The organism is Arthrobacter sp. AB6, assembly GCF_031844545.1.
Classification (GTDB): domain Bacteria; phylum Actinomycetota; class Actinomycetes; order Actinomycetales; family Micrococcaceae; genus Arthrobacter.
Genome location: NZ_JAUZVL010000017.1, coordinates 77,102 through 89,797 on the forward strand (window position 1 = coordinate 77,102; position 12,696 = coordinate 89,797).

Here is a 12,696-nt window from a genome sequence, read left to right on the forward strand (position 1 = left end):
ATGGCGCTGGTCAGGCCAAGGCTACAGCGCGGCGATGGCTTCCCGCAGCACCGGCGCCAGGCGGCGCACGCCTTCGGCGATGGCTTCCGGGGGCACGGCGCTGAAGGCCAGGCGCAGCTTGTTGGACGGTTCGTCCGACGGCGTGAAGGCGGCCCCCGGGATGAACACCACTCCGGCGTCGATCGCCTTGTGCAGCAGGGGATAAGTGTCCACTCCCTCCGGGAGGGTCACCCACACGAAGAAGCCGCCCTCGGGGCTGGTCCAGGTGGTTCCAGCCGGCATGTCCCGGGCCAGGGCGGCGAGCATGGCGGTACAGCGTTCGGCGTACAGCTCGCGGTAGGTCTGGATCTGGCCCCTCCAGTCGTACTCGCGGAGGTACGCGGAGACCAGCATCTGGTTGAAGGCCGGCGGACACAGCGTCACGGCTTCGGCCGCCAGGTAGTACCGGCGCTGCAGGTGTTCGGGAACCAGGGCCCAGCCGATCCGCAGTCCGGGGGCGAAAATCTTGGAGAAAGAACCCATGTAGATGACGTCGTCCGGGTTTTCTGCGCGGAGCGGCTTCAGTGGCTCACCGCTGAAGCGGAGCAGGCCGTAGGGGTTGTCCTCGATCACCAGGATATTCGCGTTGCGGCATATGTCCACCACCTGCTGGCGCCGCTCCTTTGCGAGCGTTATCCCCGAGGGGTTGTTGAAGCTGGGGATGGTGTACAGGAACTTGATGTTTTTTCCGGCCGTTTGGAGCGCGGCAATACGCGCCTCCAGCAGTTCCGGCACCAGGCCGGACTGGTCCATCCCCACGGTTTCAACCTGCACCTGGTACGCCTCGAATGTGTTGAGTGCACCCACGTAGGTGGGATCCTCCACGAGAACCACGTCGCCCGGATTGCAGAAGACTTTGGTGGCCACATCCTGCGCGGACTGCGAACCGGCGGTGACCACCACGTTCTGCGGCAGGGCATCCAGGATGCCTTCGGCCGCCATCACCTCGCAGACCTGGGCGCGGAGCTCATCGGACCCTTGCCCGCTGCTGTACTGCAGTGCCGTTAGCCCGTCGTCCGCGATGATTTTGGCGGCTGTTGCGGCCAGCCGGTCCAGCGGCAGGGACTGCAGGTAGGGACTTCCGCCGGCCAGCGAGACAAGGCCCGGACGCATGGAGATGTCAAAGACATCCCTGACGGCTGACTGCCGGATATTAGCGGCCCGCTCTGAAAACAGTTCTTCATGGCGGTGGGCGGAGGTAGCCGCCCGCTCGATGGCATCAATGGCTTCGGCCGGCAGCGTCCCTGCTGCGGCGTCAAGTGTTTCGTGGCTCACACCATCAGGATAGCGCGAACTGTTGCCTAAAAAGCAACAATTGTATATCTATGAGTCACGCCGGGAGTCGCCCTAGGCGCAAAGCGCCCTAGTCGAGCTCCAAGGCATCCGCCAGGGTCCGTCCGTTCACGTAGATCTCTGCCCTGACGGCGCCGGCGGCCGCCACGGCAGTTTGCGTGAGCTGAGCTTCCATGCGGGGCACATCGCACGTTCCCCCGGGCCGAAGGACCCCGGCGAGATACACCGTGACAGTGGTGCCGTCGAAGCTGCCCGAAAGGAACTTCAGCCGCGACCCGGACAGGGCGTTGTAGGCCTCCGGTTCATGCTTGGACAGCACGTCGCCGGGTGGGTCCAGCAGCGCGCCCATGGCAGCAGGAAGCGCCTCTTCGGCAGGGCTGGTGCGGGCTATGCCCACCAGGCTGTCATTGCAGCCAAAACGCACTCCGTTCCTGCCGCCGTCGTCCAGGAGCACGTAGTAAACGGTGACCGTGCCGGCCCTGGATTCGCCCTTTGCGGGGCCGGCGGGGAGCGAAGCTTCCGCTGGCCGGTCCCCGGGGGTACTGCCGGTTGCCGCGGGGGATGCACTCGGCGCGCCCGGCCCGGCAGCGAGGCCGGATGCGGTTTCGTCCGTGGGTGCGGCGGGGGTGGGCGGTACTTCCAACGGCGCGGAATCCTGGGGCCGCGGTGCGGGGGTGAGGGACTGCGGGGCTGCTGCCGGCGCGCTCCTGTTGAGTGCCTGCGGGACGGAAGACGCCCGGGTCGACTCCTGGGGGGCCTGGAGTGCACAGGCGCCGAGCCACAACGGAAGCGTGAGGCTGGCCGCTGCTGCTGCCCGCAGCCGTGCCCTGCGTTCTCCTGCATTCCACCTTGCTGGCATGCCTCCACCGCACTCCTTGTCCGGTCCGGTGGATTAACGTTACGGCCGGGGTTTTGGGACGGGAATGCCGGGAAGGTACCGGTTGGGATAAGAGTTGGTCACGGCCTTGCGGCTGGCGGCACCGCAGTCAGGACGCCGGCTGGCCCGGCCATTCCCTGCCAGCCCATGGATCGTAGTCCGCGATGAGTTCCTCCTGAGCCGGGCGCTCCGCCTCCGGGACATGCTGCAGGTTCACCCGCACCCGGTACCAGAGCGAACTCGATCCGCGCATCCCGTCCACCATGACGTCTGCGGGATGGAGGGCCTGGACAAGGCCGGCATGCCGGGATTTCCACTCCTCAAGGGCAGCCTGCGCCTCGGGTTTGGTCCTGGTCCGGGCCACTTCGATGAGCGGCATCACGGACTGCCGGCGGCCGGAGCCGTCCCCGGCCCGTGGCGCCTTCTCGGCGGTTCCCAGCTCGGCAGCAAGAGCCAGGAGTGCATCCAGGTTCCCCACTGCGTCGTCGATCCCCGCGTGGGGGTCGCCCATAGCAGCGAAGCGCCCGGGCACTGTAAGGACCGTGAACTCTTCGGGCCGGGCGGAGCGGACTTCATTCCACGCCAGCGGCGTGGAGACCCGGGCATCGGGGAGGGGCCGGACCGAGTAGGCCGATGCCACCGTGCGGTCTTTGGCGTTCTGGTTGAAGTCCACAAACACGCTCTCCCCGCGCTCCTCCTTCCACCATCGCGCGGTGGCCAGGCCCGGGGCGCGGCTTTCCACCTCGCGGGCGAGGGTCTCGGCGGCGAGCCGCACGTCACGGTAGGACCACTGCGGCGCGATGCGCACCAGGATGTGGAGCCCGCGCGATCCGCTGGTCTTTGGCCACCCCGCCAGGCCCACGTCATCGAGCACCTCCCTCGCCACATAGGCGACGTCGACGATCTGAGACCAGTCCACGCCCGGCATCGGATCGAGGTCCACGCGGAGCTCATCGGGGTGCTCCAGGTCCTCCGCGCGCACAGGGTGGGGGTTGAGGTCCAAGCACCCGAGATTAACCACCCAGGCCAGGCCTGCGGCGTCACGGATGACCGCCTCTTCGGCCGATGTCCCGGATGCGTAGTGCAGTGTTGCCGTGTCAATGAAGTCCGGGTGGTTCTCCGGCACGCGCTTCTGGAAGAACGGCTCGGCGCCGATGCCCTTGGGGAAACGCTTGAGGACCATCGGCCGCCCGCCTGCACCGCGCAGTGCGCCCTCCGCGACGGAAAGGTAATACTGCACCAGGTCCAGCTTCGTCAGCCCCGGTTCCGGGAACACCATCTTGTCGGGGCTTGAGATGCGGACCTCTGTCCCGGCGATTGTGAGGGTTTCGGCCGGGGTCTTCGACGGGCTCATGCCGTCACGCTAGCAACGATCGGATGGTGCGGCCAGAGCGGGCGCGGCCGCCGGGTTAAACAGAAGTGCCCGGCGCAGACCTCTGCACCGGGCACCGCGGAAGGCATGCGGTTAAGCTGCGGGCCGGGCGGCCGCGAGGGCGTCGAACACACCCTTGATCTGCTCCACCACCTCTGCGTCGTCCTTCGGGTGGAGCTCAGCGAAGCGCACCATGGAGCCGGGCACGGCGAGCTTGACGTCCTCCAGGATCTGGGCGCCGGCGATGCCAGCAGCCTTGCGGGCCTCGTCCTGGGCCCAGACCCCGCCGTACTGGCCAAAGGCAGTTCCGACGACGGCGGTGGGCTTGCCGGCGAGGGCGCCGGCACCGAAGGGGCGGGACAGCCAGTCGATGGCGTTCTTCAGTGCGGCCGGCACCGTTCCGTTGTGCTCCGGAGTGACGAGCAGCAGCGTGTCCGCCCCATTGGCGGCGGCGCGGAGCGCGGCGGCTGCCTCGGGCACCTGGCCCTCCACATCGATGTCCTCGTTGTAGAACGGGATGTTGCCCAGGCTCTCGTGGATCACCACGTCCACCTGCTCCGGTGCGTTCAGCTGGATTGCCTCGGCCAGTTTCTGGTTGGTGGAGCCGGCGCGGAGGCTGCCGACGAGGGTAAGGACGGTGCTCTTGGTCATGGGAACTCCTGGATCGGGGCCGCGGGAGGGCCGTTGCCGTTTGAAAGCTGGGGCAGTTACTGCCTTCACCAGACTAAACGGACTGCGGTCCGCTTATTATTCCCGGGCCTTAGAATAGCTGGTGTGAGCTTCATCCCACTGCGGCCCGGGCTGACCCCGGAACCCTCCCCCGAACGCAGCGATGCTGCGCGGAACAGGGAGCGACTGCTGAAGGCTGCGCAGGAGCTTATTGAGGAATGCGGCGCCCAGGGCCTGACCATGGACCGGCTCGCTGAGCACGCCGGCGTGGGCAAAGGCACCGTCTTCCGCCGGTTCGGCAGCCGGGCCGGGCTGATGCTGACCCTCCTGAGTGAATCGGAGGCCGCCTTCCAGGCGCGTTTCCTTTTTGGGCCGCCGCCACTGGGGCCCGGCGCTCCCGGGCTGGAGCGGCTCATCGCGTTCGGTGCCGCAAGAATCGCCTACGTGATGGAGTTCGGCGAGCTCGTGCTCGCGGCGGAGAATGCAGCGCGGGGCCGCTTCGAAGCGCCTCCCGCGTCCCTCTGGCACCGCCATATCGAGGTGCTGCTCCAGGAAGAGGGATTCCAACCCGACCCCTGGCTGATGGCGGGATCCCTTAGCGCCACCCTTGACCCGGAGCGGCTGCTGACCTTGGTGAAAGTCCACGGCGTAGCCCCCGAACGGTTGGCGGCCTCATGGCGGGAGCTTGTCACACGGGTGGTCCGCGGCGCGTAGATTACGCCAGTTCCGGGCCGGCCGTCCAGTCACGCGAACTTCACAAACTTATTCATAACGATCTGATACGGGCGGGTAGCTTTCCGGGCGTCCGCCCGCATTTTCGCTCGGGGCCTGTGGTAGTTTCCTCTGGAATGTGACCCGCGACATAGTCCATCAGGACGTGGCCTGCCAAGGCTGCGGGAGGCCAGCTACCCGCTGGCGGAGGACCTGGTGAAGCGGCACAACCCCCGCTTAGCCGGGGATGACGGAAGGATCCAGCACGTGATTGTTGACAGGCCCAACACCCCGGCGCGCCAGTGGATACCGCTGTGCTCCTTCCCCCGGCCCGTGGCGGCGAAACGGAAATAACGCCCCATGTTCAGGTACCTCGCCAAGCGCGGCATCACGTACATCTTCATGATCTTCCTGACCACCTCGGCCGGATATTTCCTGGCGGTCAGCTCCCTGAAGCCCGCGCTGCTTGAACAGGAACGGATTCCCCGCCCAACCCCGGAGCAGGTGGCAAACTCCATGCGGCTGAAGGGCCTCGATCCCGATCTCAGCCCGTGGGAACGGTACGTCGAATGGCTCACCGCGATCGTGACCCGCTGGGACTGGGGCCGGAGCCCCAACGGCGCCTTCATCAACGCCGAGTTCGGGGACCGTGTCTGGATCTCCACGCGACTCTTCCTGGCCTCCATCATCCTCACCCTGGTGATCGGCGTGGCCCTGGGAGTCTACTCGGCCGCGCGCCAGTACAAGTTCCAGGACCGGGCCATCACGTCGTACAGCTACCTTGCCTACATCGTTCCCGCCCCGATTGCCTACTTCCTGGTGCAGCTGGGCGCCATCAATATCAACGAAACCGTGGGCGAGCGCATCTTCTTCGTCACCGGCATCTCCACCCCTGGCATAGAGCCTGGCTGGACCCAGTTCGTCGACATGCTGGCGCACTACGCGGTTCCCACGGTGGCCATCACGTTGGTGGGCTGGGGGTCCTACCAGATCGCCCAGCGCCAATACCTCCTGGACAACGTCAACGCGGACTTCGTCCGGACAGCCCGCGCCAAGGGGCTTACCCGCAACCAGGCGATCTCACGGCATGCACTGCGGGTCTCCTTCATTCCGGTGGCCCAAAGCATTGCCTTCACAATCCCGGCCATCTTTGCAGGCGGCTTCTTCGCTGAAAAGATCTTCGCGTGGCCAGGCGTGGGTTCGTGGAGCATCGACGCCATCTCGCTCCAGGACGTGAATGCCGCCACCGCCACCCTGGCGTACGGTTCGGTCATTTTCGCCCTCGGAGCCATACTGGCGGATTTCGCCACCACCCTTGTCGACCCGAGAGTGCGGGTGCAGTAGCCGTGACCAACCTCAATGCGGTTGATCCGGCCGCAGTCGCCCAGGACGCGCACTTGGAGAACGCCGACGTCGTCATTGGCAAGAACACCATCATCTTCCGCCGGTTCATGCGGAACAAGACGGCTGTGGCGGGCCTTGCCATCTTCCTTGCCCTGACCCTCTTTTCCTTCGTGGGCGGATACTTCACCCCCTGGGACAAGGAAACGATCGACCCCTTCAACATCGGCATGCCGCCGTCGGCCGAGCACTACCTGGGCACCTCACAGGCGGGCATCGACCTCTACGCGATGACCGTGGAGGGCACGCGGATTTCCATCCTGATCGGCCTGATTGTGGGGCTTGTTTCGGTGCTCGTCGCCGCCGTCTACGGGTGCACCATGGCCTACTTCGGCGGCAAGGTGGACAAGGTGATGCTCTTCATCCTGGAAGCGCTCATCATGATGCCGGCCCTCCTGGTAGTGGCGGTGGCCACCAGCGGCGGAGGTGAGGGGCTCAGGCGGGACCTGCCGTCGTGGCTGCTGCTCATCATCGTGCTGCTCGTCTTCAGCTGGATGGGCACGGCAAGGCTGATCCGGTCCATGTCCATGTCACTGATGCAGCGCGACTTCGTCAAGGCAGCCCAGTACATGGGCGTCCCGGCACGCAGGATCGTGTGGCGGCACCTGGTCCCCAACATCGGGTCGCTGCTGGTCCTGGACATCACCCGCGGCGTTACCGGTGCCATCCTCGCGGAAGTTGCCTTCTCCTTCATCGGCATCGGCATCAAAGTTCCGGATGTGAGCCTCGGCGTGCTGATCGGCGGCGCCACGTCCCAGGTGCAGACCTTCCCCTGGATGTTTTGGGTGCCGTTGACCGTCATGTTCCTCCTTACCGGGTCCCTGGCAATGATGAACGACGGCCTGCGGGATGCCTTCGACCCCAGCTCAAGTTCATCCGGCAGCGCCAGGAAACGCACCGCCCCGAAAACCCGCGTAAAGGGGAATGCCTCATGAGCAGCGAAACTGCCGCCGGGCCGGTTGGACAGCCCCAGTCAGCTGTAGAGCGGCTGCACGTCGCGGGCCTGCACGCACCCACGGACGCAATCCTGTCCGTCCGGGACCTGAACGTCCGCTTCAACACTGAAAACGGTGTAGTGCATGCCGTCCGGGGAGTGGACTTCGACCTGATGCCCGGAAGGACGCTGGGCATCGTGGGTGAGTCCGGCTCCGGCAAGTCGGTCACATCCCTTGCCATCATGGGCCTCCTCCCCACAACGGCGGAGGTCACCGGCTCCGTCCGGCTCAAGGGCAAGGAGCTGCTGGGCCTTAGCGACAAAGCCATGTGCGGGTACCGCGGCAATGAGCTGGCCATGGTCTTCCAGGATCCGCTGTCTTCCCTGACGCCGGTCTACACGGTGGGCACGCAGATAATCGAGGCGCTGACCATCCACAACCCCGCCATGAGCAAGCAGGCGAAGGAGGCGCGCGCCGTCGAACTTCTTGCCATGGTGGGCATCCCCAGCCCCAAGGAGCGGCTTAGGGCCTTCCCGCACGAGTTCTCCGGCGGCATGCGCCAGCGGGTGATGATCGCCATCGCCATCGCCAACAACCCTCGGGTGCTCATCGCGGATGAGCCGACGACGGCCCTGGACGTGACCATCCAGGCCCAGGTGCTGGAGGTCCTGCATACCGCGCAGGAGGAAACAGGTGCCGCCGTCGTGATGATCACGCACGACCTCGGCGTGGTGGCCGGCATGGCCGACGACATCATGGTGATGTATGCCGGCAAGCCGGTGGAGACGGGGGCAGTGGATGACCTCTACTACAACCCGCGGATGCCGTACACCATGGGCCTGCTCGGCGCCGTCCCACGCGTTGATGTCGCGGAAAAGGCGTCGCTGGTCCCCATTGAGGGCATGCCGCCCAACCTGGTCCACACACCCACCGGCTGCTCGTTCGCGCCCCGCTGCCCGCTCGCCGCGGACGCCTGCCTCGATGGCGAGCCGGCGCTCCTCCCGGTACCGGGCAGCGCGTACCACAGCGCTGCCTGCATCAAATCGGAGTCCCTTGGCGGTGACGTTGATGTCCGCGATGTCTTCGCCGCCCCGCCCGTGCCCGTCTCACGTTTCGACGCCATCCCGCGGGAGGAGCGCTCAACGGTCCTGCAGCTCAAGGATGTGCGCAAACACTTCCCACTGACCCGGGGCGCGTTGCTCAAGAGACGGATCGGCACCATCAAGGCAGTGGACGGTCTGAGCTTCGATATCCGCGAAGGGGAGTGCTTCTCCATCGTGGGGGAGTCCGGCTCGGGCAAGACCACCACGCTGCTGGAAATCATGGAATTCCACAAGGACCAGGACGGCGAGGTGGTGATTGGCGGCATCAGCAACAAGCAGGCCGCGGATGCCCGGACCAAGAGCGCCATGCGCCGTGAACTCCAGATGGTGTTCCAGGACCCCACCGGTGCACTGGATCCGCGCTTCACGGTCTACGAAGTGCTCGCCGAGCCGCTCCAGAACGCGGGTATGGACCGGCAGGCCATCAAGAAGCGCATCATGGAGCTCATGAAGCTGGTGGGCCTGCAGCCGGACCATGTTAACCGCTTTCCCAACCAGTTCTCCGGCGGCCAGCGCCAGCGGATCGGCATAGCCCGCGCCCTGGCCGTGAACCCGAAGCTCGTTGTCCTGGACGAGCCCGTCTCCGCCCTTGATGTCTCCGTCCAGGCCGGCGTCATCAACCTCCTCGACAAGCTCCGCGCTGAACTGGGCCTCAGCTACCTTCTGGTGGCCCACGACCTCTCCGTGGTCCGGCACATTTCCAGCCGGGTGGCCGTGATGTACCTGGGAAAGATCGTGGAGATCGGCGAGGTGGACCGTGTGTTCGACAATCCCCGCCACCCCTACACCCGAGCCCTGCTCTCGGCTATTCCGGTCCCGGACCCGCAGCTGGAACGCACGCGGGAACGCATCATCCTCCGGGGGGACCTGCCCTCGCCGCTGGACGCCCCCAAAGGCTGCAACTTCGCCACCCGCTGCCCCGTTTTCGCAGCGCTGCCGGTGGCGAAGCAGGAAAAGTGCCTGACTCTTGAACCACCTCTGGAGCCCGTACCGCCGTCGCCGGCGGCCCAGGCCCTGGCGGCGCACCCGCTGCCTGCACTGGACCAACGCTTCGCCTGCTTCTTTCCCGACGGGGAGCTGGACGAGGACATGCTGGTGGTCCATGACGCGGCGGACCACCACGCACCCTAGGTTTTTTACCGACCCATCACCAGCACCACCACTCGCAACAACGAAGGGAACACCATGAGGAATCTGAACAGGATCGGCGGAGCGGCGGCCATTGCCGCAGCTCTGGCGCTGACGGCCTGCGGCGGCGGTGGCGGGTCCACCGGGCCGGAAACGGCCAAGGGCCAGGAGGCAGGCAGCGACCTCTCCAAGCTCATCAGCATCAATGAGAAGCCGGCAGCCGATCTTGAACAGGGCGGCAAGGTCACGCTTCCGCTGGGCAACATCGGCCCGGATTTCAACGGATTCTCCAACAACGGCAACAGTGCGGACAACTCCGCGCTGCAGATTCCGATGAACCCGGTGGCCGTGAACAGCGGCGGCATCGGCGGCTGCTGGAAAGTCGACTTCGAGGGCAAGGCGACCCCCAACAAGGACTTCTGCGAGGACGTCAAGAACGAAGTCAAGGACGGCAAGCAAACCATCACCATCAAGGTGAACGAGAAGGCCACCTACAACGACGGCACCCCCATCGACATCAAGGCCTTCCAGAACACCTGGAACATCCTCAAGAGCCCGGATGCCGGCTACGACATCGTCTCCTCGGGATCGTACGAGTTTGTTGAGTCCGTCGAGGCCGGCAGCAGCGACAAGGAAATCATCGTCAAGACCAGCCAGCCGGTGTACCCGCTGGAGGACCTGTTCTTCGGCCTGATCCATCCCGCCGTGAACAGCCCCGAAATCTTCAACGAGGGCTTCAACGGCGAACTGCACCCGGAGTGGATGGCCGGCCCGTTCAAGCTGGACCAATACGACACCGCAGCCAAGACCGTCACCCTGGTTCCCAACGAGAAGTGGTGGGGCAACAAGCCGGTCCTGGAGAACGTGGTGTTCCGCCAGCTTGAGACCAGTGCCCAGATCGCTGCCTTCAAGAACGGCGAGATCGACGCCATGTCCGCCAACACCATCTCGCTCTACAAGCAGCTTGACGGCACCAAGGACTCCGAGGTCCGCCGCGGGCAGCGCCTGTTTGCCGGCGGCATGAACCTCAACGCCCAGCGCATCACCGATGTGGCTGTCCGCAAGGCGATCTTCGCCGCCGTCGACCGCGAAGCCCTCCGCAAGGTCCGCTTCAACGGCCTGAACTGGGAAGAGCCCAGCTCCGGCTCCATGATGCTGCTGCCTTTCTCCGAGTACTACCAGGACAACTACCCCGTGAAGGAAACCGGTCCGGATGCCGCCAAGAAGGTCCTGACCGACGCCGGCTACAAGGCGAACGCCAACGGCATCATGGAGAAGGACGGCAAGCCCGCCGCCTTCAAGATCAGCAACTTCGGTGACGACCCCACCACCCTCGCCTTCACCCAGACCCTGCAGAAGCAGCTCCAGGCCGGCGGCATGGATGTCGGCATCGACCAGCGCGCTTCTGCCGACTTCGGCAAGGTCCTGGGTGCCCGTGAGTTCGACATGAGCGTTTCCGGTTACACGGTTGGCGCGGACGCCACGTCCGCCGTCAAGCAGTACTACGACTCCAAGACCAACGAAAACCAGCTGGGCGACGCCGAGCTGGACAAGAAGATCGCGGACCTGGCGTCCATCGAGGACAACGCCAAGCGCAACAAGGCGGCCATGGACGTGGAGAAGGAGCACATGGCGAAGTACTACTCCATGGGCGTGGTCATGAACGGCCCGCAGATCTCCTTCGTCCGCACCGGCCTGGCCAACTACGGCCCGTCCCTGTTCCAGAGCCTTTCGCAGGTTCCGGACTGGACCACCCTCGGCTGGGAAAAGAAGTAGCGCTGCCCGCTCTATAGCGAAGGCCGGCACTCCCTGGGGATATGGGTGCCGGCCTTCGCCGTCTGCCCGGCCCCTCGTCGCTCTCTCACTTAACGTGGGTTTCCTTGGAACGCTCTCTCACTTAACGTGGGTTTCCTTGGAACGCTCTCTCACCTAACGCCCCCATTTCGGCGCCGCGCAACCAAGCCTGGCGGGAGTAGCGTAGGACCATGACCGGGGACCAAGCTTCACAGCGCACCATCCGTACCGCCGTCGTGGGGTTCGGGCTTTCCGGAAGCGTGTTCCACGCCCCCCTGATAGCGGCGGACCCCCGCTATTCGCTGGATCTCATCGCCACCTCCAACCCCGGCAGGGACGCCGCGGCCACCGCCCGGTATCCGGGGGTGCGGACAGTACCGGATGGCCAGGCGGTCCTTGCCCGCGCGGATGAGGTGGACCTCGTGGTCCTGGGAACACCGCCGGCTACCCACTATCCCTTGGCCAAGGCGGCCCTGGAGGCAGGCCTGGATGTAGTGGTGGACAAGCCGTTCGCCGTGACGAGTGGACAAGGCCAGGAGTTGACCACGCTGGCCGAGGAGCTGGGGCGGCTCCTGACGGTATTCCAGAACCGGCGGTGGGACGGCGACTTTCTGACGGTGCAAAAACTCCTGTCCGCTGACGCGCTGGGCAAGGTCACGCGGTTCGAGTCCCGCTTCGAGCGGTGGTCACCGGCCATCGCGAAGGCCTGGAAGGCGCGCGCCACCGCGGCGGAGGGCGGCGGTACGCTGTTCGATCTGGGCAGCCACCTGATCGACCAGGCGCTCCAGCTCTTTGGCCCGGCCTCCGTGGTCCACGCAGAGTTGAAGGCACGCAGGTCGGACGAGCGGGCGGACGACGACGTGTTCCTGGTACTTCGGCACGAATCCGGTGTTTTGAGCCACCTGACCATGAACATGATGTGCGCCCAGCAGGGACCGCGGTTCCGGGTGCTGGGTTCCGTTGGCGGATTCACGAAGAAAGGCGTGGACCCGCAGGAGCCGTACATCGCCGCGGGAGGCAGCCCGTTGGACGCCGAATACGGGGAGGAGGCGCCGGAATGGGCAGGACTGCTGGGCCGCGATGGCCACCTCGACGCCCTGCCCACCGAACGCGGCGCCTACCCCGAGTTCTACCGGATCCTCGCGGACAAAATCCTCGACGGCGGAGCGACGTCCCCCAAGCCCCTCCCGGTCAAGCCGGAAGAGGCCGTCGAGGCACTCAAACTAATAGAAGAAGCACGAAAGCTCGCGCATTAAGCATCGATTGCTCCGTAAGTGTCGTTCAGGGGGTTCAAAACGACGCGTACGGAGCAATCGATGGACTACTTAAGCCGAAACCAGTTCGTGCCAGTCGGCGACGAGCGGCAGGTTGTGG

10 protein-coding genes are annotated in these 12,696 nt (G+C 65.5%); 6 read left to right on the plus strand and 4 right to left on the minus strand.

The annotated features are described in order from the left end of the window. Positions 1-21 precede the first annotated feature (21 nt). The 4 genes from Q9R30_RS13850 to Q9R30_RS13865 all read right to left on the minus strand — a co-directional run bounded on the left by Q9R30_RS13850 (position 22) and on the right by Q9R30_RS13865 (position 4,232). Entirely contained in the window at positions 22-1,314 is a 1,293-nt protein-coding gene (locus Q9R30_RS13850; RefSeq protein ID WP_311217893.1) for a PLP-dependent aminotransferase family protein, read from the minus strand. Between the two features lie 88 nt (positions 1,315-1,402). Beyond that, on the minus strand, positions 1,403-2,191 hold the full coding sequence (locus Q9R30_RS13855; RefSeq protein ID WP_311217894.1) for a hypothetical protein: 789 nt from the start codon (positions 2,189-2,191) through the stop codon (positions 1,403-1,405). Positions 2,192-2,318: 127 nt separating this feature from the next. After that, complete coding sequence (gene ligD, locus Q9R30_RS13860; protein ID WP_311217895.1) at positions 2,319-3,563, minus strand: non-homologous end-joining DNA ligase; 1,245 nt, start codon at positions 3,561-3,563, stop codon at positions 2,319-2,321. Positions 3,564-3,674: 111 nt separating this feature from the next. After that, positions 3,675-4,232, minus strand: a complete 558-nt coding sequence (locus Q9R30_RS13865) for an NAD(P)H-dependent oxidoreductase (protein WP_104999437.1) — start codon at positions 4,230-4,232, stop codon at positions 3,675-3,677. Between the two features lie 123 nt (positions 4,233-4,355). On the opposite strand from Q9R30_RS13865, the gene Q9R30_RS13870 reads away from it, so the two are divergent. From Q9R30_RS13870 to Q9R30_RS13895, 6 genes are all read left to right on the plus strand, one after another. Next, positions 4,356-4,964: a helix-turn-helix domain-containing protein gene (locus tag Q9R30_RS13870; RefSeq protein WP_311217896.1), complete on the plus strand. Its 609-nt coding sequence runs from the start codon at positions 4,356-4,358 to the stop codon at positions 4,962-4,964. Between the two features lie 357 nt (positions 4,965-5,321). Next, a complete protein-coding gene (locus Q9R30_RS13875) occupies positions 5,322-6,305 on the plus strand; it encodes an ABC transporter permease (protein ID WP_104999435.1) in 984 nt (327 codons plus the stop codon). 2 nt (positions 6,306-6,307) lie between these two features. Further along, the gene (locus tag Q9R30_RS13880; RefSeq protein WP_104999434.1) at positions 6,308-7,297 is read left to right on the plus strand and encodes an ABC transporter permease; all 990 of its coding nucleotides are present in this window, start codon (positions 6,308-6,310) and stop codon (positions 7,295-7,297) included. Next, on the plus strand, positions 7,294-9,531 hold the full coding sequence (locus Q9R30_RS13885; protein WP_311217897.1) for an ABC transporter ATP-binding protein: 2,238 nt from the start codon (positions 7,294-7,296) through the stop codon (positions 9,529-9,531). The genes Q9R30_RS13880 and Q9R30_RS13885 overlap by 4 nt, the downstream gene beginning before the upstream one ends. A 54-nt stretch (positions 9,532-9,585) precedes the next feature. Further along, complete coding sequence (locus Q9R30_RS13890; protein ID WP_311217898.1) at positions 9,586-11,304, plus strand: ABC transporter family substrate-binding protein; 1,719 nt, start codon at positions 9,586-9,588, stop codon at positions 11,302-11,304. Positions 11,305-11,513: 209 nt separating this feature from the next. Further along, positions 11,514-12,578, plus strand: coding sequence for a Gfo/Idh/MocA family oxidoreductase (locus tag Q9R30_RS13895; RefSeq protein WP_311217899.1), 1,065 nt, complete (start codon positions 11,514-11,516; stop codon positions 12,576-12,578). Positions 12,579-12,696: the final 118 nt, after the last annotated feature.

Bases quoted from the DNA above. Each gene is read 5' to 3' on its own strand.
- Q9R30_RS13895 (WP_311217899.1), top strand. From the start codon at position 11,514: ATGACCGGGGACCAAGCTTCACAGCGCACCATCCGTACCGCCGTCGTG.
- Q9R30_RS13875 (WP_104999435.1), top strand. From the start codon at position 5,322: ATGTTCAGGTACCTCGCCAAGCGCGGCATCACGTACATCTTCATGATC.
- Q9R30_RS13855 (WP_311217894.1), bottom strand. From the start codon at position 2,191: ATGCCAGCAAGGTGGAATGCAGGAGAACGCAGGGCACGGCTGCGGGCA.
- Q9R30_RS13890 (WP_311217898.1), top strand. From the start codon at position 9,586: ATGAGGAATCTGAACAGGATCGGCGGAGCGGCGGCCATTGCCGCAGCT.
- Q9R30_RS13865 (WP_104999437.1), bottom strand. From the start codon at position 4,232: ATGACCAAGAGCACCGTCCTTACCCTCGTCGGCAGCCTCCGCGCCGGC.
- Q9R30_RS13885 (WP_311217897.1), top strand. From the start codon at position 7,294: ATGAGCAGCGAAACTGCCGCCGGGCCGGTTGGACAGCCCCAGTCAGCT.
- ligD (WP_311217895.1), bottom strand. From the start codon at position 3,563: ATGAGCCCGTCGAAGACCCCGGCCGAAACCCTCACAATCGCCGGGACA.